15 protein-coding genes and 4 pseudogenes are annotated in these 22,623 nt (G+C 58.0%); 9 read left to right on the top strand and 10 right to left on the bottom strand.

The features are described from left to right. Positions 1–761 precede the first annotated feature (761 nt). The 3 genes and pseudogenes from EOA28_RS41085 to EOA28_RS04945 all read left to right on the top strand — a co-directional run bounded on the left by EOA28_RS41085 (position 762) and on the right by EOA28_RS04945 (position 5,503). Positions 762–4,255 (top strand): annotated as a pseudogene (locus tag EOA28_RS41085) (autotransporter outer membrane beta-barrel domain-containing protein). Between the two features lie 252 nt (positions 4,256–4,507). Continuing rightward, positions 4,508–5,194: pseudogene (locus EOA28_RS40005) on the top strand (tyrosine-type recombinase/integrase); the annotation flags it as partial. Between the two features lie 51 nt (positions 5,195–5,245). Further along, positions 5,246–5,503 (top strand): hypothetical protein, encoded by a 258-nt coding sequence (locus EOA28_RS04945; protein WP_128314656.1) that lies wholly within the window; start codon positions 5,246–5,248, stop codon positions 5,501–5,503. Positions 5,504–5,571: 68 nt separating this feature from the next. Here EOA28_RS04945 and EOA28_RS39530 read toward each other — a convergent pair whose 3' ends face one another. Further along, on the bottom strand, positions 5,572–5,790 hold the full coding sequence (locus EOA28_RS39530) for a hypothetical protein (protein ID WP_095488156.1): 219 nt from the start codon (positions 5,788–5,790) through the stop codon (positions 5,572–5,574). Between the two features lie 172 nt (positions 5,791–5,962). On the opposite strand from EOA28_RS39530, the gene EOA28_RS38660 reads away from it, so the two are divergent. After that, the gene (locus EOA28_RS38660) at positions 5,963–6,244 is read left to right on the top strand and encodes a hypothetical protein (protein ID WP_189341927.1); all 282 of its coding nucleotides are present in this window, start codon (positions 5,963–5,965) and stop codon (positions 6,242–6,244) included. Positions 6,245–6,361: 117 nt separating this feature from the next. Here the strand turns inward: EOA28_RS38660 and EOA28_RS04930 are convergent. Then, positions 6,362–6,562, bottom strand: a pseudogene (locus EOA28_RS04930) (SMC-Scp complex subunit ScpB); the annotation flags it as partial. A gap of 1,861 nt (positions 6,563–8,423) precedes the next feature. On the opposite strand from EOA28_RS04930, the gene EOA28_RS04920 reads away from it, so the two are divergent. Together EOA28_RS04920 and EOA28_RS04915 are read left to right on the top strand one after the other, a co-directional pair. Continuing rightward, complete coding sequence (locus tag EOA28_RS04920; protein ID WP_128314654.1) at positions 8,424–10,586, top strand: prolyl oligopeptidase family serine peptidase; 2,163 nt, start codon at positions 8,424–8,426, stop codon at positions 10,584–10,586. Between the two features lie 38 nt (positions 10,587–10,624). After that, positions 10,625–11,323: an OmpW family protein gene (locus EOA28_RS04915; RefSeq protein ID WP_024505687.1), complete on the top strand. Its 699-nt coding sequence runs from the start codon at positions 10,625–10,627 to the stop codon at positions 11,321–11,323. A gap of 739 nt (positions 11,324–12,062) precedes the next feature. On the opposite strand, the gene EOA28_RS04910 is transcribed toward EOA28_RS04915, so the two are convergent. Then, the gene (locus EOA28_RS04910) at positions 12,063–12,281 is read right to left on the bottom strand and encodes a helix-turn-helix transcriptional regulator (RefSeq protein ID WP_029354714.1); all 219 of its coding nucleotides are present in this window, start codon (positions 12,279–12,281) and stop codon (positions 12,063–12,065) included. Between the two features lie 109 nt (positions 12,282–12,390). On the opposite strand from EOA28_RS04910, the gene EOA28_RS04905 reads away from it, so the two are divergent. Further along, positions 12,391–12,657 (top strand): DUF2285 domain-containing protein, encoded by a 267-nt coding sequence (locus tag EOA28_RS04905; RefSeq protein WP_063169299.1) that lies wholly within the window; start codon positions 12,391–12,393, stop codon positions 12,655–12,657. A 436-nt stretch (positions 12,658–13,093) separates the two neighbouring features. Here EOA28_RS04905 and EOA28_RS04900 read toward each other — a convergent pair whose 3' ends face one another. Then, positions 13,094–13,327, bottom strand: coding sequence for a helix-turn-helix transcriptional regulator (locus EOA28_RS04900; RefSeq protein ID WP_095488152.1), 234 nt, complete (start codon positions 13,325–13,327; stop codon positions 13,094–13,096). 116 nt (positions 13,328–13,443) lie between these two features. Between EOA28_RS04900 and EOA28_RS04895 the strand changes: the two genes are divergently transcribed. Continuing rightward, the gene (locus EOA28_RS04895; RefSeq protein WP_095488150.1) at positions 13,444–13,725 is read left to right on the top strand and encodes a DUF2285 domain-containing protein; all 282 of its coding nucleotides are present in this window, start codon (positions 13,444–13,446) and stop codon (positions 13,723–13,725) included. A 534-nt stretch (positions 13,726–14,259) separates the two neighbouring features. Here the strand turns inward: EOA28_RS04895 and EOA28_RS04890 are convergent. Next, positions 14,260–14,997 carry a LuxR family transcriptional regulator gene (locus tag EOA28_RS04890; RefSeq protein WP_128314658.1) on the bottom strand — a complete coding sequence of 246 codons (738 nt, stop codon included), beginning with the start codon at positions 14,995–14,997 and terminating at the stop codon, positions 14,260–14,262. A gap of 934 nt (positions 14,998–15,931) precedes the next feature. Next, positions 15,932–17,338, bottom strand: coding sequence for an aminotransferase (locus EOA28_RS04885; protein WP_063169303.1), 1,407 nt, complete (start codon positions 17,336–17,338; stop codon positions 15,932–15,934). A gap of 352 nt (positions 17,339–17,690) precedes the next feature. On the opposite strand from EOA28_RS04885, the pseudogene EOA28_RS04880 reads away from it, so the two are divergent. Further along, positions 17,691–18,125, top strand: a pseudogene (locus EOA28_RS04880) (transposase); the annotation flags it as partial. Between the two features lie 514 nt (positions 18,126–18,639). Here EOA28_RS04880 and EOA28_RS04875 read toward each other — a convergent pair. From EOA28_RS04875 to EOA28_RS04860, 4 genes are all read right to left on the bottom strand, one after another. Then, positions 18,640–19,146, bottom strand: coding sequence for a TIR domain-containing protein (locus tag EOA28_RS04875; RefSeq protein WP_126097358.1), 507 nt, complete (start codon positions 19,144–19,146; stop codon positions 18,640–18,642). 9 nt (positions 19,147–19,155) lie between these two features. Then, complete coding sequence (locus EOA28_RS04870; RefSeq protein ID WP_095488148.1) at positions 19,156–20,016, bottom strand: DUF4231 domain-containing protein; 861 nt, start codon at positions 20,014–20,016, stop codon at positions 19,156–19,158. Positions 20,017–21,429: 1,413 nt separating this feature from the next. Continuing rightward, positions 21,430–21,927 (bottom strand): Lrp/AsnC family transcriptional regulator, encoded by a 498-nt coding sequence (locus EOA28_RS04865; RefSeq protein ID WP_095488146.1) that lies wholly within the window; start codon positions 21,925–21,927, stop codon positions 21,430–21,432. A gap of 489 nt (positions 21,928–22,416) precedes the next feature. Further along, positions 22,417–22,623, bottom strand: a 207-nt coding sequence (locus EOA28_RS04860; RefSeq protein ID WP_189341926.1) for a fumarate hydratase C-terminal domain-containing protein, incomplete at its 5' end; no start/stop codon positions are given.

Genomic DNA, 22,623 nt, shown 5'->3' with positions numbered 1-22,623 from the left:
GCATCTTCCGCCCATGCCAGCAGCTACGCCGCCAGAGCGTCATCCGCAGCCTGCTTGATCAGCCATTCGATGTGATTTGACCACATCTGCAACACCTCGCGCTTCTCCTTGACGTTGCTATAGAGATCGTAGATTTCGCCAATGTCTCCGGTTCGGGCTCACAGCCCGTCCATATAGCCGCCAGTCTGCTGCCTTCGAGTGGCCCATGTTGGCCGCGGCCAGGAAGTGGCGACGATTGAAAGGACAAAATCAGTTGCCGAAACTCATCGCAGGTGACGGTCTGGTGGCAATTTGGGCACATCTTGTGTCTCGTCGCCAGTAAACACGGATGCCCGGCAGGAGACTGAGCTCGCTGCCGGCGGAAATCGTAGAGCGCCAGCGACGCATTCTGATCTTTCGTCAGGCAGTCGACCGCCTTGGCATACGCCTCGGCCTCCATCTCGATCGACCTGAACCGGTATCTTGTGCGCCATCCGGACGATCTGGGAAAGCTTGGCCGGGCCGGCGCCTTCCCAGGCGCACGGGAAGAGCGACGACCCATGTGGACCTTGGATTTCACTCCGCACTTACGCTGCTTTGGCCTTGTCAGCAGCCTGAGCATAACGCGTGCTCAGCTTTCAGGCCGAGCACTCATCCATTGTTGACAGCATCTGTCGTCATTCAGGATCGCCCCATTCTCGCAGGCCGCTTGCAGCTTTCAGGCTGTTGTCAGCCAGGGCCGCCATAAAGGGTCTCGTTAAACAATTCAGGAGGCCGTTCCAATGATCAATCAGTTTGCGAGACTTTTTCGAGGACCAGGTATGCAGGCTTGTTTCAGGACAAAGAACTTTCTGGCGGCAACCACCGCGATGACGACGGTATTCCTGCCGGCTGTGTCTCTCGGGGTGGGTCTGGTAGCATTTCCAACTGGAGAAGCGTTGGCCGACGACCCGATTTCGATCCCGCTGGAGTATGTCGGGGAAGGCCATGACCGCCTGGGCATCTGGGCCAAGATCAACAATGGCAACGCGCAGCGATACGTATTCGACACGGGCTCGGACCAGCTCAACACGCAGATCGGGTCAGAGGTGACCGGGGTCCGCCCGATTGCCGACACGCCTTACGTATATACGTACGGGGACGGAACGTATGGTAATAAGCTTCAGAACGTGGAAATTGATAAATTTACATATGTCGATCCAGATCAAAAGATAACAATCGACGGGCCGTCTGTAAGCGATAAGAAATACCGGGCTGCTCGCATTCTCGATTTTGTCTATACCCATGCGTATTGCAAGGACAACAATCTTAAGTGCACGCCGGGATCCGTGACGGATGGACTTAAAGATATGTATGGTCAGGATCTCCAAGAACCTTATCACGCCGATAAGGAGCAGCGGGCGAAAATGACCGCTGGCAAGATGGCAGACGAAGGCGGCGATTTCGCAGGTACATTCGGGGCCGGCGATTTTCTTGGCAAGACAAGTGTCTGGGGCATGATGGGCAGTGTCACCAGGTCTGGCTACGTGATCTCCGCCAATGTGAATCCGGATTCCGAGAGCGACCAAACGCCTGGCTGTTCCCCCTGCACGATTGTCAACCTCAATCCAAGCCTCCGGGCCCAATATACTAATGCCATGCCATGGGGAGAACCCGAGGAAAAAGATCAGGATTCTTATCAGAATTTTCCTGGCTCTGGCGCCAATGCCTCGACCGAATACGAAGGCAGCTACAATCTGCAGTACACGGTTAAGGATGGAGCCCCACCAATCACCGACCCCAACAAGACCGCGGTATTGCTCGACACCGGCACACCGGGCGGTGGCAGTCTGGAGATCAGTGATGCGATGCTGAAGCAATTTCAGGATGCGGGCGTCAAACTTAAAAATGTTCGGAGAAATGAGCAACGCGAGATCGTAAGCGCATCGGGCAACATCCCGAGCGTTACAATCGCAGGAACGGATGGCGATCCGGTAAGGCTGGACAATATCGACTTCACCTACACCAGCGGCACGACGGAACAACCCAATGACCAGACCAGTTTTGTTGCCGGTCTTGACTTCTTCAAAAACAGATCGGTCATTTTCGATCTGGAGAAGAAGTATACCGCTTATACGTCACATTTCGTCACTGCCAGCAACTTCTCTACCGATTCATCCGCACCCGAAGGGACCGGTCTGAGCAGGATCACGACGAGCATGGGGAATGAGGGCGGGTTCGGCATAGCGGGTGTCGTCTCCGGCTCCGGATCGCTGACGCTTGATACAAAGACGGTGGTCCGGATGACGAATGTCAACACCTACACCGGCGAGACGAATATTGCTCAGGATGCCTATCTCTCGCTTGCGGGGCTCGGCAACATCCAACGGTCAGCGAAAGTCGTTGCAGACGGCACGTTCGATATCTCCGAACATGGAAATGGCAGCGACTATTGGGGAATCTCCGACGCCTACAACGATGCCCGTATTCGTAGCCTGAGTGGCAGCGGAACGGTCGAACTGGGCAAGCGTACCCTGGTGCTAACGGCTTCGAACGACACTTTCGCCGGCAGCATCAACGACCTCGACGTTGATAACAATAATATGGGCGGCAAACTATTCGTTGCCGGTGGCGTGCAAACGCTGAGCGGAAAGAACAATTTTTCCGGCATGACGACGGTCGGTTCCGGCGCGGGATTGCTGCTTGCCGATACAGGTGTGCTTTCCCATGATGCGACCACGTCCGGCTTTCTCGGGAATGACGGGCAGATCGGGGGCACGGCTATCGCAAACAGCGGCGGTGTCGTCGCAGGCGGCGGCACCTACGGTGCGGTCACCATTTCCGAGGGCGGCACGGTCGCTCCTGGCAGTGCGACCGATCCGAGCAGGATCGTCACCACACTGACTGTCACGGGCGATTTCGCGCAGCAGTCCGGATCGATCTATCAGGTCGACCTCGCAAGGTCGTCCGATCTCATCGATGTTGGCGGAGTAGCGGCGATCGACAGCGGCGCGCAGATCGAGCTGCTGCGGCAGGGAACGCTATCGGTCGATGCCCGATATACTCTGCTCTCCGCAGCAGGCGGCGTAAGCGGCACCTATGGCGGGCTGACGGGGGCTCTGGCGACAGACGCGACGCCCTTCGTCGATTTCCAGCTCGTCTACGATGCCAACAATGTCTATCTCGATATCAGCCGCACATCGACGGCGTTTGCCGATGTAGCTAGCACCTTCAATCAACGCTCGGTCGCCGCTGCGGCTCAGGCGCTTGGAAGCGGTAATCCGATCCAGGACAACATCCTGTTCCTGACGGCGCCGGAAGCCCGCAACGCTTTCGATATGCTATCAGGCGAGGTTCATGCTTCCATTCATAGCGGCCTCATCGAGGACAGTCATTCTGTACGCGATGCCGCGAGCGAACGGATCCGTGCGGCGTTCGACGGCGTCGGTGCCTCCAGCGTTCCGGTGATGACTTATGGGCTGGGTGGTCTGGAACTGGCCCCGGCAACGAGTGAGAATTTCGCCGTATGGGGCCGTGGCTTCGGCGCCTGGGGTCATCTCGACAGCGACGGCAATGCCGCCGGTCTCGATCACTCGACAGGCGGCTTTCTGGCTGGCGGTGACGCGGCTGTCGGCGAAAGCTGGCGGCTCGGCCTCATCAGCGGCTACAGCCATACCTCCTTGGAGGCGGACGATCGCGCGTCGTCGGGCTCGAGCGAGAATTCGGTTTTCGTTCCGGCCTTGCCTATACCTGGCACAGCATCGAGACCGGCAGGTCCGTGGTCTTTCCAGGCTTCGCCGACAGCCTTTCGGCCGATTACGACGCCGGCACGTTCCAGGCCTTTGGCGAGCTCGGCTACCGTATCAATACGGCTTCGGCTTCCTTCGAGCCCTACGCTAATCTCGCTTATGTGAATTTTGACGCAGATGGCTTCACCGAGAAGGGCGGCGCAGCCGCCTTGTCGAGCGGGGATCGCTCGAGCGACACGGCGTTTACCACGCTAGGTCTGCGTGCGTCGACGGTACTGACCCTCGGCACCGTGACTGCTACCGCGCGCGGCGGTCTTGGCTGGCGCCACGCCTTCGGCGACGTCAGGCCGGATACCGCTCTTGCCTTTGCTGGCGGTTCCTCCTTCGCCATCGAGGGCGTGCCGATCGCAAAGAACGCAGCTCTGCTCGAAGCTGGGCTGGACGTAAACATCACCGAGAACGCGACGTTCGGCATCGCCTATCAGGGACAGATCGCCTCGGATGCCCAGACACACGGGTTCAGCGCCAAGCTCGGCGTCCGTTTCTAAATCACCCGCAAAAGAGATTGGTTATGAAGTCAGTGAGTGCATTTTCTTTTACCGTCGTTCTCGGCTCAGCGACGGTGATGTCTGTGTCCGCCGCGCGAACGGACGATGCCTGCTACAACAAGGCACAAAGCCTATGATGACGCAATGTTCAATCGACGACGTGAAGCCAGTCGATGACGAGCTCGACAAGCTCTACAAGGAGATGGAGACCCGGCTCAGAGAGTCCCGGCGCATGTCCAGGAACTGGTCGAGGACCGCGCGGAGCGGCATATCTATAAGGTTCTTGCCGGCATTCGCCGCAAGCACGCAAAGCCACCGCGGCAGAAAGAGGCGGTCCTGGCGACGATCTGCTGGCGATGATCGCCACGCTCGGCCACGACCTCAGGGCCTGCGCGACCGCGCTATTTTGCTCCTGGGCTGTGGCGGCGGCCTGCGGCGCTCCGAGATCGTCGGTCTCGACGACAACAGCGATGGCGCCAGCTGGATCGAGATTTTTGACGGCAAGGGCTGCTGGTCACCCTGCGCGGCAAGACCGGCTGGCGCGAGGTCGAGGTCGGCCGCGGCTCCAGCGACCACACCTACCCCGTAGTCGCGCTCGAGAGCTGGATCCGCTTTGGCCGCATCGCACGTGGACCCCTGTTCCGCCGCATCTTCAAGGACAACAAGACCGTCGACGTCGAACGGCTCTCCGACAAGCACGTCGCCCGCCTGGTCAAGCAGGTGACGATCGCCGCCGGCGTCCCCTCCGATCTCCCGGAAGGGTAACGGGCGCTGCTGTTCTCGGGCCAGTCGCTGCGCGCCGGACTTGCCTCGTCGGCCGACGTCGAGGAGCGTTACGTGCAGAAGCAGCTCGGCCATGCCTCGGCCGAGATGACCCGCAAATATCAGCGGAGGCGCGGCAGATTCCGGACCAACCTCACCAAGGCGTCCGGGCTCTGAGAAACCCCTCCCCTCCCTCGGTTGGTCGCTAGGTCGTGGGGGTCAGGTTCTTTGAGTGATGACAACACCTCGTCGAGCACAGCGAACGCTGCGTCCAGACTGTCGGCGGCGACGCTTCGTAGTCAGGGCATGATCATCAGCTGTGCAATGGCCGACGAATTCATTGTTGAGTTTTTCCATCCGCTGTCTGGTTCGAGCGACCTGTTCTGGGAGCGCACGCAGAGCGTTGACGACCTCGCCCAATTGCGACCGGGCTGCGGCGGCGATGTCGAAGATGTCGCGCGGGTTGGCTTCCGAAATCCCCGGTAATAGACCTTTTTGGCGATGATTTCCGGGATGGTCTCGAGCCGCACGGTCCTGCCTTCCACCACGCGGGTCTAGAACGGCTTCGTTGTTAGCGCTCCGGCAACGATGAAGTCGATTTCGCCAACGTCTTCGAAGGCGAATTTCTGGAACCGAAGCCCGTCGCCCAAATAGTCGGACGGCATCGTTTCAAAGTGCAGGTGGCTTTTGGATGGTCGATGACCGAGCAATTGAGGGTCGTCGAGGAAAATATCGATGTCGTGGCTTTCGCGATGGCCGATCTGGATCATCATAGCCGTTCCGCCGCCAAATGACCATTCAAAGTCGTAGCGCCGGCATTCCCGCGAAGCTGGCCGATCAGGTCGATATAATACGAAAAAGCCGCCGCCATTCGGACGGGCGTCGGCTATCATGTCCAGCCATTACGCGGCGAGCGGATAGCTTTCGCCGGACCAGGCAGAGAACTTGGCGGCAAAAGCCTTCATCTCGTTGACCGCGAATGTGGTGCGCGGTTGCGAACTCGACTTGCTGGGCGAGAGGGACCTCGCCGAGAAAGGCGCTGACATGAGCGGGATGCTGCTTGGCCAAATCGAGATCCGCAAAGCAATCGGCCAGCGCCGCGTCGTCCAGCTGTACGCTGCAGGGCGCGTTCACGGTCGTCAAGACGGATGCCAAATGCTTGCTCATAATGGCCGCAAGGTAATCGTTTCGGGTCGGAGACACAAGTTGCCGCCTCCTTCGCCGTAGAGTGGCCCGATACAATCACGATCGATATTGCCACCTCTTATCGATAGTGATCGCATAGTTCCCTGATTCGACTCTCAACCGCTCATATCAAGCGATTACTTCCATGTATCTGCTGCGCTAGCCCGTCCTGGCCTTGGAGTGTCGCTCCTCACCTCCTCCACCACTCACCAGCCCGATGGCAGTATCGCCCGCCAGCAGCTTCTCCTTGCTGAGCAGCGCGGCAACCTCAATCGCCTCGAAATCGGGCAAATCCCGCAGTGTGTCGAGGCCGAAGTGCAACAGGAAGGTCTTGGTCGTGACGTAGGTGTAAGGCGTGCCAAATTCAGCGGGCAGGCAGACGTTGACCCACACTTAGAGCATTGAGGCACTCGAGCCGCCCTCAGGCGGTGCCTCAAAAGCTCGCGGGCCAGATCGCCTCGGTTCGGAGACAGACAGGCTCAAGATATCCACGCCAGAGACGGCGAGCTGGAGCGTATGCTCGGCATTGCGAAGAAGAACATGTTGGCCTTTGCCGGGCGCCAGGCAGGACCGTCGCACGACCTGGCAATGCCAAGAGTTCGCACGGCGTTGTCTCCGACGATGCTGGCAGATGTTCTGCAATGACTGGCAACACATGGACGCACCAGAGCGGAACCAGAAACGATCGAATTTCGCCCATAAGACTCGGCGAAACAGAACACCCCAGCGTAACAGGTCGCCGGCCGACGCGACCAGGTCAAGCAAGGGTTGGTAAGACCAGCTATTGGCCTGCTGGCTTGCAGCGGTCACCTCACGCTGGAATGCTGGATTGCGGCGCAAAAACTCCCATGCCCTTTCGCGCGGCGTCATACCAGTGGGTGCAGTCATATGATCGTTCATCCCGCCCATCAGCCTCGACCGCGCCAGTCACGAGAACTGCAGGCACGACTGTGCCCCCTTGCCCGCCCCCACGGACGTCCAAACATCATGCAATTTGGCAAAGCACCGGCGCCGAAGCCACCCGACCTCGATGACGCCATTTCGTCGAAGCATGTGTCGTCGGCACTGTGCAGGGCAGAAGCAGGCTGTCGGTCCCGCGCAGCGACAGCAAGCGCGGCCTGAGCATGCGAAGGGGGTCGCTTTGATAGGAGTGCCCGGCTGGGTTCCGTTCAGGACGTTCCCTGAAGACTTGGTGGCGTGGCGGTGGCTTCGACGCTGGTTGTGGGCAGGTTGTCGTAGCCCGGGTGCTATAAGCTAATTTCCGCCATTGGAGGCTAAGTTTCACGCTATGCCAGCCCGTGTTGTACAGGTGAAGCCGACTGGTCAGTGGACCGCAAACGAACGGCGCGCCGCTTCTCTTTGGTGATGCTCGCGCCGCGCTTTCTTCGCTGACGGTATGGAGATGAAGCGCGGCATGCCCCTGTAGCAGCCGATTTCACAACCAGACTTGCGCCCGAACGCCCCTGTTGCTGCGGCATAACAATGCGTGGCGTCAGGAAGACTTCGTCGACCATTAGCCGTCTCGCTGAGATACTACCGAGCCCGAGCTCCCCTATCCTAGACCCTCGTATCGCATATCGGACGGCCCCACATCAGCCCAAGTTGCCATGGGGACCAGCCCCATGCGTTCGCCCGAATGCAGCTTCCTGGCTTGATCGACAGCAATCAAGGGGACGGTGCAGGCCAAGATTGCGGCAGGGCTTGGGGAACCATCAGGTCGCCCAAGGGGTGCCCCACCCTTCTCGTCAGAACTCAGCTGCTTCCAGCTGGCGGCTGAAACTCACAGGCGCAGCCAGCTTGGTCTCTAACCGCATCGATCGCATCATGGTGTCTGCCATGAATCCGTGTGCGTGAAGCGCTCCAGAGCGAAGATGTTGGGCGTCAACCAGGTTCACCAATGAGCTTCACTGCTCGAGTTCTGCACGGTGTCACCGCCTGGCGCCGGAGGTTGATCCGGTGATTAGGAGGAGCACTCGTTGTCGGATTCTCGACGATGTCGGACATGTGACACAACGCTTCCAGAGCGATCGCATTGTTCCGAAACGATTTTCCCAGTTGGCACGACGGTTGCGGTCCTATGCGCAAAAGCACTGCGATGCCGCACCGACTGAAAGAACTCATCAATGATCACGCTTTTCGAACATGTGGGCGCCGCTACCAGCACTGAGCGTTCCCGAGCCGACGGAAGCCTCTATCCCTTCTTTCTGAAGGCTGTCCGGACATGAACGCATTTGATGTCCGTCCAACGCTGGATGCTCCCGACGACGATCCCTATGTCTGGCTTGAAGATGTAGAGGGCGAGCGGGCACTTGCCTGGGCCGCCGGCCAATCGGCAAGGACTCTCAAGCACTTCGGTGGAACGCAGTTCGAGCGCGACCGCGCGGCTCTGACAGCCATTTTCGACAATCGCGACAATCTTCCCCTGATCGCGCGCCGTAGTCAGTACCTCTACAATTACTGGCGAGATGACGGAAATCCACGCGGACTGTGGCGCCGGACCACCCTTGCCGCCTACATGAAGGCAGATCCCCAATGGGAGCTACTACTCGATCTGGATGCTCTCGCGGCTAGCGACGGAGAGGATTGGATCTGGGACGGCGCGTCCATCGAGCCGGAGAGACGGGAAAGAGCCGTTCTGCGCCTGTCGCGCGGCGGCAGCGACGCGGTCGTGCATCGCGAATTCGACCTGATCTCTCTGAGCTTTGTCGCGGACGGCTTCAACCTCCCCGAGGCCAAAGGCTACGTTAATTGGCTGGACCCTGACACGCTTCTGCTTTCCAGTGCGCTTGGTAATGGCATGGCCACCCGCTCCGGCTATGCGCGCACCGTTCGGCTGTGGAAGCGTGACGCGGATCCCCTCACCACGCCGGCAATCTTCGAGGCCGGGTTCGAAAGCTTCCAAGTGTCTGGTCATTCGGACCGCACCGGCCGCAGCGAGCGCCTTTGGTTCATTGAGCAGCCGGCCTTCTTCGAGAAGATCAGCTGGATCGGCGATAGGAGCGGGCCGAGGAGGCAGATCGATCTTCCTCGCGACGCCTCGTGGCGGGTCTTCGGCGACTGGCTGGCGGTAAGGCCGCGCAAGCCCTGGACGGTGGGAGGCACCACCCATCCCGCCGACGCGCTGATCGGCATCTCGCTTTCCTCTTTCCTCGCCGGCGGACGCCATTTTGAGACCCTGTTTCAACCAAGGGAAAGGCGCTCCATGCAGTCATTCTTCTGGAATGACGGGAAGCTCATTATCTCTTACCTCGTCAATCTCGTACCGCGTTTCGAGATGTTCACTCCCGGCCACCAGGAATGGACGCGCCGAGTCCTGAACACCCTGCCCGCCGAAGGTACTGTCGACGTCTGGTCATTCGATGCGGCAGTTCACGAGACCAATGGAGAGGTCCTGATCTGTGCTCAGGATCCGATCACGCCGCCGCAGCTCTTGCTGTTCGATATGAATGCCGCGCCGTCTCTCAGCGCTTCAGCAATCCTGAAGCGCAGCCCGGAGAATTTCGATGCATCCGGACTGGTGGTCACGCGCCACGAGGCAGTCTCTATCGATCATGAGCTGATCCCCTATACGCAGGTTGGTCCGGCGAACGGGAACGGAGATGCTCCGATTCATCTTTCCGCTTATGGCGGGTTCGGCGTATCACTCCTGCCCTACTACAACTCCCCGCTGGGCAAGCTGTGGCTCGAGCGCGGCGGCACGTGTGTCGAGGCGAACATCCGCGGCGGCGGCGAGTTCGGCACCCGCTGGCACGAAGCCGGGCGCAGGGAGGGCAAGCGTCTCGCCCATGACGATTTCGCCGCCGTTGCCGCCGACCTCGTGCGAAGGGGCATCACCCTGCCGAGGCGGATTGCCGCCGAGGGTGGCTCAAATGGCGGCCTGCTGATCGCAAACATGCTGACCCGCTATCCTGAGCATTTCGGGGCTCTGTTCTGCACAGCACCGCTTATCGACATGCGTCGCTACACCAAGCTCTTGGCGGGCGCGAGCTGGATCGACGAATATGGCGATCCGGACAAGGTTCACGATTGGGCTTTCCTGAAGGAAATCTCCGCCTATCACGCCGCAGCGCCGGGACAGCCCTATCCGCCTATCCTGATCGCCACCACGAAACGCGACGACCGCGTCCATCCGGGCCATGCGCGCAAGATGGCCGCAAAACTGCAGGCTCTTGGCTATCCCGCTTACTTTTACGAGGCCAGCGCAGGCGGGCACGGCTGCGGCAAGGACAATCGGGAGCAAGCCGCATTCATCAGTCTAGGCACCAATTTTCTCCGCAGCGCAATCGGCTTCAACGATCACCTTCCGGAGACGGCGGAACGCGTTGCAACGCAAGAGGGGCATTTGAGGTCCATCAACAATTCATTCGAGCAGGAGACGAAATAGTGCAGTGCATCCTTTTTGAACATCAAGGAGTGAATCTCATGGCGAGAACGCGAATGGGCGTAGCGCGGGCAACAGCAGCGGCGGTGGCCCTGATCATGGTGGGACAGCAGGCCGTCGCCGCGGAGCCTGCGCAAGCAGAGACCGTCCTGGCGGAGACGGGAGCCTCGGTCACCGAAGCGCCAATCCCTTGGCAGGTCCGCCTGCGGGCGTTGGGCGTCGTTACGAAAGATCTGGGCTACGTTGATACGCTTCCCGGCTCCGGTCTTTCGTATTCGGACACGGTGACGCCGGAACTCGATATCTCGTATTTCTTCACCGACAACATCGCCGCCGAACTCATACTCGGTACCACCTATGCCAACATCGCGGGCCAAGGGACGATCGGAGGGTTGGGCAACATCGGCAAAGTTTGGCTGCTGCCGCCGACGCTCACGTTGCAGTACCATTTTACCGATCTCGGCGCGTTCAAACCTTATGTCGGCGCCGGCGTGAACTACACGATCTTCTACAACCAGGACACTGGCAGCGCTGATGCTCTCAAGGTGAAGAACACGTTCGGCACGGCGCTGCAGGTCGGATTCGACTATATGGTGGACCAGCACTGGGGCCTCAACTTCGACGTGAAGAAGCTTTTCCTGAAGCCGGACTTCGACGTCACGGTGGCCGGCGCGAAGCTGACGGGGAAGGCCGAGCTCGATCCCTGGCTGATAGGCGCAGGTGTCACCTACCGCTTTTGAATATCAGAGTGAAGTCTGCTTCCCGACTGCCGGTTTAAATGAAGGGCGCCTCGCGCGCCCTTTTTTACGGTCGACACTGCAGGGCGAGACCTCATGAAGCCGATTGTCGAGAGGGCGGGGCTCTCTTCCGGCGGACCAAGAAGGTGCACTGGCCAGCAGGCCTCGCGCCTGAGATGGAGGGCGTAGAAGCGCTTTGGATCGGGACGGGCTTTGGTATTGTGGGTGGAATGCTTCAGCCAGACTATTTGCCAGCATCGTCTCCCGGACGTTATGTCTGAGCTTCGTGTCAGCGCAAGGCGAACACGCGGCTCCTAGATGCCGACACGATGGCTGGGCCAGCCATGCTGCGACAGTTGCCTGTTTTTTCGGTTCCTTTGCTGTTCGCGCGCTAACCGCAACGCTCCATACTAGTCTCGCGTGCCTGTCCCCGTGGGGCGGGCGACAGAAAGCGATTAGGCCCGCTGAAAGAGGCAGACCGCATCCGAAGGACCGTAACCAAGAGAAGGACCTGAAGCGAGAGCGAAGGTTGCAGCAGGCCGCGGCGGGCCTAAAAGGGAATGCCGACCACCCCACGTCCCAGGAAAAGCTGACAAAAACGCAGCGGCCGACTGTCCAATAGGGTGCGCCCGCGCGAGGGCGAGCTAAATGGCAGGGGCTGCCGGGGGACCTAAGAAAAGCGTGGGCTCACAAGCACCCGGCGCGCGCCATCAGGCCGCCAGCTACTTGGAGGGCGGGGGCATCAGGCCTGTTTGTCGGGCCGAACCAGATCCATGTGGCTGACGCCGAGGGCCAATGCCAGTTCATAGATCGTGATAATTGTCGGATTTCTTCGGCCTTTCTCCAAGCCGCTGATGTACTGCTGACTGAACCCGGAAATCTCCGCAAGCTGCTCCTGCGTCAGGCGCTTCCTTTGCCTGATCCTCTGCACATTCCGTCCGACCAACTTGCGCATATCCATGCACGCAAGCCAGCGGATCAGGCGGCTTGAGTTTATCAACTATAATATGTAATCCACATTTAGCAGGCACAGGGCTTCGCGGGTCCATTGGCCGGAGATAGAATTAGCGATGTTGCAGCCCAGATCGAACACGCCGTTCGCCGACGAGGTCCCCTGGTCGGACCGCATTACAGCCTACGACAAGGACCACTTTACAACCTATATGAGGCTCCTGGACGCCTCGGCAGACAACGCCACTGAAGAGGAAATGGCCAAAGTGATCCTCGGCATTGATCCGGCACGCGAACCTGAGCGCGCACGCAACGTTCTTCGCAGTCATCTCGACCGTGCAAACTGGGTGGTGACGAGCGGCTACAAGGATTTGTTCGCCAGTTGACGAAATGGGCGGTGCGGTCGCTTCGCTTCAAGCAACGAAGTCGCGTAACACCATGCATCGACGTATCACCACAGCGCGGATGGCCCAGCGCTTCGCTGTCTCATCATTTTGTCCTCCGCTCGCCAATGGCTGCTTCCCAGGAATGGGTGCGTCGGCGAATCATGACAGGAACGGGTCCGCCGTCTGAGCCGCACCGCATCCGGAGGACCGGATGGACGACCTACTGAAAGCTCACAGCTGGCTAAGGGTTGCGGGACGCCGCGGCGGGCCTAGAAGGATGCGGCGCCACCTGCTGGGAAAGGCACAAATAGAGCGAATTGCGAGAGTCTAACGACGCGCTAGGAGGCGCAGCGGAATGGTCGAGACGCCAGAGCCAAGAAAAGCGGGGCTCGACCCACCGGCACACGGCACGCGCGGTGATGGGCGCGGGCGCCCACTACGTGCGCAGGCTCAACAGAATCTCACACGGATCAGCACCGAGGGCCGCAGTTACGTCGAGAAACTCAATGATATCGAGACGCCGCTCGCCACCCTCATATTTCGCCACGAAAGATTGCGGACGACCAAGCTTCTCAGCCACCTGCGCCTGCGTCAGCCCTTTGACATTGCGCAGTGAGATCAACTGGGCCAGAAACCGCTGGTGGCGGGGAGATCGAAGAGATTTGGGCATTTAGGTGAACCGGTCAGGTAGAGACCGGCTCAGCGACTAATCCCCGTTTCGGATTATCCCATTTTGGGATATTCTGCCTTGGATCCAGCGATCAACATGCGAGGTTCGCGGCAGACATGAATCGATCAACGGGAACAGATAGGACTCAAAGCTCAACACTGCTCGACGAAGTCCCTTGGTCTGACCGTCTTACCGCCTACGACAGGGCGCACTTTACCATCTATATGAGGCTCCTGGACGCCTCAGACGATGAGGCGCCCGAAGAGGAAATGGCCCAACTGATCCTCGGCATTGATCCGGCACTTGAACCGGAGCGCGCCAGGAAGGCGCTTCGTAGTCATCTCGACCGTGCGAACTGGATGGTGACGAGCGGCTACAAGGAATTGTTCGCCAGCTGACAAATTCGCAGTGCTCGGTCATAGAAGCAGGCAGTTCCTGTGCCATTGGTCAGGCTGATCGGGGCCTGCACCACAGACGCGCCGGCAAAATGGACCCGGTGGCGAGCACAATTCAGTTCCCAGGAAATCGGGTTTTGGCAATTGTCCGAGCGTCTGACGTGATAGAAGGTTCCGCTCTGTCTGGATGGGTATTAGCCCGGAGCAGCACTCCATATCGTACCGGCGCTCGACGAAGGGTCCACCTCTTCGCTTTCAAGCCGCATAACCGATAGCCATCGCCCTAAGTCAAGGGTTAGAGATTACCGGCAGGCAGGTATGCAAGCGGGCCATCCTCGGAAACTATATAACCGCACGACTAGCTCGTCAGCGACGAAACACCCGCTCGAGCACCCATAGACTATGATCACCGGCGCGGACTGGAAGAATACGGCTGCATCGCCCGAGCCGGCGGAACAGAAGATCTCGGCATCCAGTCAACGCTCGATACAAAGCGCGCGATCGAATGGCCCGAGCACAAGGGGATCAAAAAGCTTCTCAGAGAATTGAGGACCCTTCGGACCCCAAAAGGGCTATAGCCTGATTTTGGGTTCGCACGCCTAGCTTCTTCTTGGCATTGTCCAAATGAAAAGCGATCGTGCGTGGCTTGATACCCAAGATGCGGCCGGTCACCCGGGCTGAATTACCCCGCGCTGCCCACCTCAGGCACTCATATTCGCGGGATGTCAGCGAAATCCCATCCACTGTTCGATCGCTTGGCAATTTGCGGCGAACGCAACGATGAAAGCAGGCCGCCATCAGTTGAAGAGCTTGTTCGTACCGCTCAGCGACCCGAAGAAATACTGGACGAGGCTCATCGGCGGCAAAAGTAACCGCAGCGATGCGGCCGCGGAGATCGACAATTGGGATCGTCAAACCGCAGCAGATGCTGAATTGAGCCGCCTCATCGAATAGCTGCTGTTGAGCCGGCGACATTTTATCGCCTCCCAAATTCGATCCCCAGTGAAACGGGCAGCCGCCATTTCGAGCACGCAAGACCACAGGATCGAGTTTCTCATACTGATTTTCCAGATACTGTCTGGTCCAGCGGGGTGGATAGTTCGAGATTAACCTCGGTTTGCCGGAAGGCCGTACTGGCAAGGAGAGGTAGGCAAAGAAGATTAGGTCAAGTCGTCCGGCCGCCTCAGCCATGGCATCCCGGAAATCTGCCTCATCGATACTCTGTGACAGTCTTTCAAGGAATGTCTCGAAAACAAGTGGCATGTCCCTCGTCATCGTCGCGCTCGATTCTTCCTCTTTCTGCACGCCCTCCGGCTGCGTCGTGTATGGCCCGACAACGCGATTGAATTCGCGGGCGTCGCTGGGCTGACCGGGCTCCAGAATGCTGCCACACTTTCGATCTTCGTCGGTCATCCCAATCATGCTGGGCTCACCCGATGGGCGTCTGGCAGACGCCTCATGATCTCAACAGCTCAATCAGAGAATCTCCATGCATTAAATCATGACCGCCCCTGCACCGACCAAACCAGGAGAAATCATCCTGCGCTGACCAAAAGGCATCATTGACCCCAACTTTTGCAGGAATTTGGGTCGGAATTAGCATAACAATTCGGATTGCCGCTCATCCCACACCCGGGGCGCCGTGATCCGCAAAGAAGTGTTGCGATGCTTTCTTTCCTTTGATAGGCGAATCGTCTCAACAATATTAAAATGCCTTTCCTTGTGAACGGGGTGGCGTGTGAGTATCGTCCTTTTATATACCTGACGTGATAAAATTCACCGCAATTATTATTCTGCTCTTTGTGATGTGAAGGAAGATAACCTTCGGCATTGCCGCACTTTGGAACCGGCGACCGTGGCCCGCTGCAATGATGTAAAGGGCACGTCTAAGCTCAATGTGCATCGGAACGTGCAGATGACCTTTACCAGACCCTCGATTCCGCACGGGCCATAATGATACTGATTACGTGGGTCAAAAAGGGCGCCCTGCCGGCGGGGAGGTACACCCGCAGGGCGCGCCGCACAGAGGTCCTGGTCGTTGGGCAACAGGACAGCGGCGACAGAACTGATTCGGTTACAAATCGTGACTGAAATAGCCCGGAGCATGCTCAAGATCAGATATCTGGAATTCAACAGTTTTGGGTCTGCTCGGCGCAGTAGCGCGCAGGGACATGCCTGCCTCCGGACTCGCTCCTTCGCGATCGCAAAATCATACGGCACCCTCGGCCTTCAGCGCGCGATAGGTGGTATCGACCGACTTTACCGTCGCGTCGACAATGATGTCGATCTCTTTTCGGGTAATGATCAGGGGGGGTGCATAACCGAGGATGTCGCCATGCGGCATGGCCCGTCCGATGACACCATTCTCAAACAGAGCAGCTGCAGTGCGCACCCCGACCTGAAGGTCGGGTTCGAATGGGATCCTTTGTTTTGGGTCCCGCATCATCTCTACGGCCGACAGGATACCCACTCCGCGAACTTCACCAACGATGGGATGTCCCGCCAGCTCGGCCTTCATCCGGTCTTGCCAATACGGTCCAACATCGCGGACATGCTCCAGAATATTTTTTTCTTTAAGCAGTCGAATATTGGCGAGCGCGGCTGCGGCACAAAGCGTGTGCCCCGAATATGTCCAGCCGTGGCCGAGTGCGCCGTGCTTCTCAGTTCCTTGTTCCAAAACCGACCAGACACGGTCGCCAATGATTGACCCGGAGATGGGGAGGTAGGCGGAACTCAAACCCTTTGCGATGGTCACGAAATCCGGACGCATGTTATACAGGTGGGAACCGAACTTCTCGCCGGTTCGCGCGAAGCCACAGACCACTTCATCCGCGATTAGAAGGATATCGTATTTGTCGAGCACCGCTTGAATGGACGTCCAGTACCCTTTGGGGGGCGGCACAATACCTCCTGTCCCAAGTACCGGCTCTCCGATAAAAGCTGCAACCGTTTCCGGTCCTTCGGCCAGGATCAAGGCTTCAAGCTCATCGGCACAGCGCCGGGAGAACGCTTCCTCGCTCTCCTCGACACGCGCCTGGCGGTAATAGTGCGGCGTGGTTGTATGGCGCACCAAATCCAGAGGCAGGTCGAAGAAATTGTGAAAGAAGGGAAGGCCAGTTAGGCTACCCGTGACCAATCCAGACCCGTGATAGCCGCGATTTCGCGAGATGATCTTTTTCTTTTCGGGCCGGCCAAGAATGTTATTATAGTACCAGACCAGCTTGATGTTGGTTTCGTTGGCATCGGAACCGGAGAGGCCGAAATAGACCCTTCGCATGTTCTGACCGAAATACTCGACCACGGCCTCTGCCAACAGGGCGACCGGCTCCGTACCTTGGCTGGCATAGACGTGCGCGAACGGCAATTCGTGTGCTTGCCTGGCAATGGCCTCGGCGATCTCCGTGCATCCATATCCCATGTTGACGCAGTAGAGTCCTCCGAAACCGTCGAGGCTCCTTCGGCCTTCGGTGTCCCAGATATAGACGCCTTCCGCACCGGCCATAATCCTATTTGGCGTTTCGCCTCGGCTGTGCTTGGCCAAATGCGTAGAAGGATGGAAGACGAAGCTTCTATCCTTCTCCCGGAGTTGCTCGGTTCCCAGATTGCTCAAGCGCATGTCCCTCTCCTCGCGATAAATTGGCGGAGGGCACTCGGCCAGCCACCTGTTTAGCAAATAGCATACCGGAAACGTCCCTCGAGTTTCTCGGGAATGCAGGTTATTGGCCGTGGAATTCGCGGGATCGGCCCGAATTGCCGTGAAAACTAAGGCGTCACCTTCGCCTTAGCCGAGGGTCGGGGGCGCGTCCTGCAAACACGAACAGCTTACGACGCGCATGCGCCCAGCATAGTGCCCGATTAGCGGGCGATATTGGGTAGTGTGCTGAGGGTTCTGCAAATTCGCTGAGAGAGGGCGGTCATGGCAGGCTGCTGATGTTCAACGTCACCGATTCCCTGGAAGGAACGCCACCATGACCAAGACAGAAAGTAAGACCGCCAGCGCTGCCGTCAAAGACATTCTGCTTTCGAATCCGGATGGATTGCACGAGGTGATCCGCGCGGTGATGCAGGAGGTGCTCGAGGCCGAGATGGACGAGGCGCTGGGTGCTTCGAAGAGCGAGCGCACGCCGGAGCGTCTCGGCTATCGCTCGGGTTACTATGGCCGCACGCTTGTCACCCGGGTCGGCAAGCTTGAGCTGCGGGTTCCGCAGGACGGGGCGGGCCGCTTCTCGACCGAACTTTTCGAGCGTTACCAGCGTTCCGAGCGGGCCTTGGTGGCGACGCTTGCGGAGATGTATGTGCAGGGCGTGTCGACCCGGAAGGTCAAGGCGATCACCGAAGAGCTGTGCGCCCATGCGTTCTCGGCCTCGTCGATCTCGGCCATCAACAAGCGGCTGGACGAGAGCCAGAAGGTTCGGCCCGGCAAAGACGCGCGGCGAGAGCTCCTTGCCATCGACATCTTGATTCGCAGCCGACCAGCGCCGCCAAGTTCTATCGGTCAGCGTGTTGCCTTTCTTGCGATCGCAGATTCGTGGTTGCTGCGCAGGGCGAGCCGAGCTGCGGCTCGCAGGAGGGGGCAGCCGACAGAATTGCGCGGCCTGAAAAGCTGCCTCCATCAATGCTCGCCGCTCGTGCAGTCTCGAAACGCTGGATCAAGCCTCAAACGTCGAACAGCCGCTCCTTTTCCTCGCGAAACCAGCGCCCTCGCGCGACGTGATCGTGCCTGACGATCCGACGCTTCGAGCGGGGCTCCTCAAATAGGTTGCACATGACCTGCAGCTTTCTGCCAAACTCAGCAAATCGGACGTCTTCTTATCATCGCTCGGCAAGCTCGGAACAGGCTGGCGGTCGTTGCTAAGGCTAGTCGCCGCCAGCGGATGGCGAGGATGTTTTGGCGGCTAAGTGCTTTTAGGTGGGCGATTATAAGCCGAGATCGCGATAGGTGCTTTCGCCATAGCTCCTGGCGCCATCGCCACGCTGAGCGTTTGAAAGCCGATGAAATTCGCTCGGCCAATTGGCTAGCGCGTGCTTGATGGCCTTCATCTTGAACGGCACGTGCACAACACATTTGTCCCTGATGATAGGCGGACAGCTCACATCTTGTTGCCGCGAGCCGTTAAGGTTTGCTGCGATTATCGGCAGACCTAGATCAAGAGCCAATTCCATTTCCCAGCGCACGAAGCGAAAAAGGTTTTTCGTCTTCTCACCGATCAGGACAAGTACCTGGCTCGATCCATTCATTCTGTTGCGAAGATTGCGTTTAACATAATCTTCGTCCTGTGCTCGGCCCGTCATATTGTCCAGATCGTGAGCGTTCGCGAATTCAAAACTCACATTCTCGCTGGCGTTCCACCCTTTCATAAAGCGGTATGCCCAAGCGTCTTCATCGCCGTCAAATATTACATAGGTCGGATCGCTGTATGCCATTGTTGTCTCTTAGTTGTTTTGACGAGCAACCCACTGGGTGTGCTCCCGTGAGAAAGCCAGTTCGGCTTCGTTCACCGCGGCGGAGAATGCCTCATCCGAGTTGGCGTCCGTAATAAGGTCGGCAGTCAAGCCGATCTCGTGAGCTGTCAACGTGTAAGCCGATGCCAATTCGTTAAATTTCTTGATCTGGGTCCACCCGATAAGGGAGGCGGCGATGACAATTAGCGGCTCGGTCGGCCAGCCTGGCATCGCGGGGTCAGCGATGCGTACTACGATGAACGAGAATCCCAGAGCGTATGCAAAAATACCAAGGCCCATCCAGACTTTCGCGGACCTCTTGTTCGAGCGCGCCTTCTTCTCGTACCACTTCCGTTGGTCGCAGATTCGTCTCTGCAGATATAGGTCTTTTCGTTCTTTTCGCGGGGAGTCCCTTATCGACATCATCTCGTCCGTTGTTTGGGGCGATGCTGAATCGGTGCCGCTCAACGCGCTACCAAGGTGACGATTGCTATCAAGGATATCTTCCATGAGCTTTCGAAAATCAGCTCTGGCGTCAGCCGCGCGCGCGTCATCGAACGGCTGTGCTCGCATCGCGAAGCGCCAAGTCAATGTCTTCACCGACTCTGCCAGAGCTCGAGCCTGATACCAGACCTGCTCGGGCTTTGTGACCGACCGGAAAATGAGGACTCCCATTGAGCAAAGAAATACCGCAGCATAGACACCGAAATAGGCTTTTGATGACGACAAGTCCAAAGAGAGCACCGACGCTAAAAAAAGAAGAACGTACTCTGCCCGGATCAGGCGGAGAAACGTCGCCTGCTGCTCGTTGGATGCCACGTCGGCGCTATTATAGAGTCCAGGATATTTCATTTTTGAAGCACACCAGTCTATTTTGTGGCGGTAAATTCTTTAAGCCAGGATTTGGCAAACGTGAGGTTAGCAGTCGAGCTTACAGAGCCTATTCTTGAGCGAGGCGCGGTCCCTCTGTTCATAAACAGGAATGCAGGTCCTGTCCCATCAATGTAAGGGTATAGGCCCAAAAATTCTTGCCCGGAGAATGTTTCCGAAGAATTTTTTGCCACGGGCAGAACCGCTACCGCGGTCCGAAACCCATCGAAAAAGCCAAGCTCCCAAGGCATCCATCTGGATCCTGGAGAATTGTTTGAATGCACATAGATAAGCGTCTTTGACTGCCTCATACGGGTCCGCAGCAACTCGGCGGTGGCCGAGGAGACCTTTGTGCGGTCCAGTTGTGAATCTTCGACCCAATCTACGTAAGCAGTGAACCCAAGCTCCTCGAAAATTCGCTTCACACCGAGAATGATCTCTGCGTCCTTGAAAGAATGTGACAGAAAAACGTCGAATGACGATCTGGCTGTAGCTGCGGCCGTCTCTTCCTTTAGAACGATCGATGCGGCTCTATGTCCTCGACTGGCATTCGCAACTCTTTTCAGCTCTGCCTCGGTCAGTAGCACTATTCAAATCCCCCCATGATCTGTTCGCAATCTATGAACTTGACGCCCATTCGATTAAGCGACCCTTGTCTTGTGAAAACTGGCACCATGCTCTCCAGCCGGGTAGCGCAACCTCCACCTTCTCAAAGACCACGTCGGCTGGCAGGAGTGACCGGCCTTGTCACCCACCTACGCGCCCCCGGCACAGCCATGCTCCTCACTTAGAAGGCTGCGGAGACCAGCAATGTCAAACAGGACAGACGATCTCCTAATCTCGATCAGCAACGAACTTAGGACGTAAAAACGCGATGGAGCGATCTCCGAATGTCCGCAGGCGTCGAGGGCCCGGTTGGTCCCCAAGGCCGAGCGGGCCAGCTTGCACTCCCGCTATCCGTCGGCTTGCCAAACCCTCGCTGTAGATTTCGCCCCCTACACGGATGCGCTGACCGCGACTAAGCTCAATCGCCACTGATCGCCAATCCAGGGCGAAAGTTCCCCCCTTGAAGTAGCGGTAGAGGCATTTTTCGGCACTTCGCATCTTAGATATGGACGCCTCCTCAACCAGGCACGATCCGGTTTGACTTCTCGCCGTAACCGTGCTGGGCAAGTGCGTCCGATGGCTGCTTCGATCCGTCTCCTGGAATGATCGGTTCCAGATTGCTCAAGCGCATCGTCCTTCCTCGCCATCAACTGGCGGATAGCGCTCGGCCACCTTTTTCCAGCAATTAGTATACCGCAAATGTCCCTTGAGTTTCGTCGGAATGGGCGCCTTTTGCCGACGAATCTACGGGATCCGCGCCAAACGCCGTTGAAACTTAAACTTTCGGTTTCACCGTTGCCTCAGTGCGGACAAAGGTATCGGTGAATTGGACTTCACTGGTTTCGTGACGACAAGGCTATAGTATTGATCAATGCCCAAGCCTGCCTGCAGCAGTCCCTCCATGAAATCCTGATAGGCGGCCATAGAAGGAGATGCGACCCGCATCAGATAATCGACGCGCCCCCCAATTGCCCAGCAGTCCAGGATTTCCGGGATCTCTTGGATTGCAGTTTCGAAGTGTCGTTGGTCCTCAAGACGATGGCGATCCAGCACGACTTCTACCATCACAAAGATCATGCCGCCAATGAGGGCAGGACTCAGTCGCGCATAGAATCCCTCAATAATCCCTGCGGCCTTGAGTGCTCGGAGCCGCTCCGAACAGGCCGACGCCGAAAGATGAACTCGTTTTGCAAGCTCACTTTTTGAAATCCGACCGTCTGCCTGAATCTCGGAGAGAATCCGGACGTCCCAACTGTCGAGTTGCACGGGGTCGGGTTTCGACTTCATAACCTGTTGCTCTCAAGCAGCGATGACAGCGCCTTGTGCGCCGATCAATTCTATCCATCTTGAATGACCGAATGTAGTAGTGGAACGCATCCGTTCTCGGTCCGAGATGTGCCAGAATGGGGTACGACAATCAGCTGAGGGAGAGCGATCCGCTGAGAAAAGCTGCAGAAGTACTTTGGCTATCGCCCCGACGCCTAACGGGGCAATGATGCCGCTGGAGAGATTAGTCGGCGGCGGCGAAGACCTCCTAATAAATAGATACCCCATTTTCTTGAATCTCCGCTGCCGTACTTGATAGACGTGCGACGGCATTCGAGCCTCGATCGCGTGGACGGCATACTCAATGCAGTATTCAGTGGCACATTCAGCTATTGGGGTGAATTGAAGGCCTTGCTCGTCCGGCTCGCCGAGGCGCAAGGCACCGCAAATGCCGCTCGTCTCACGGCAATTTGACGCTGGAGTCTGGCCGAAATCGCCCAACGGAAAGACTCAAACGCCGATGTTGCGTGCGATGCTGTCGGCCGCCATACGCTTACGCCACTCAAGAGGCCCGGAATTGTGAATGGAGTTTCCCTCAACATCGACGGCCATGATAACAGGCATGTCCTGCACATCGAATTCATAGATGGCTTCCATGCCCAGGTCTTCAAAGGCAACGATCCGCGCCGCCTTAATCGATTTTGAGATCAGGTACGC

This window comes from Mesorhizobium sp. M2A.F.Ca.ET.067.02.1.1, assembly GCF_004023285.1.
Classification (GTDB): domain Bacteria; phylum Pseudomonadota; class Alphaproteobacteria; order Rhizobiales; family Rhizobiaceae; genus Mesorhizobium.
The sequence above is the reverse complement of the archived record's forward strand: the minus strand, read 5'-3'. Positions and strand labels throughout refer to the sequence as shown.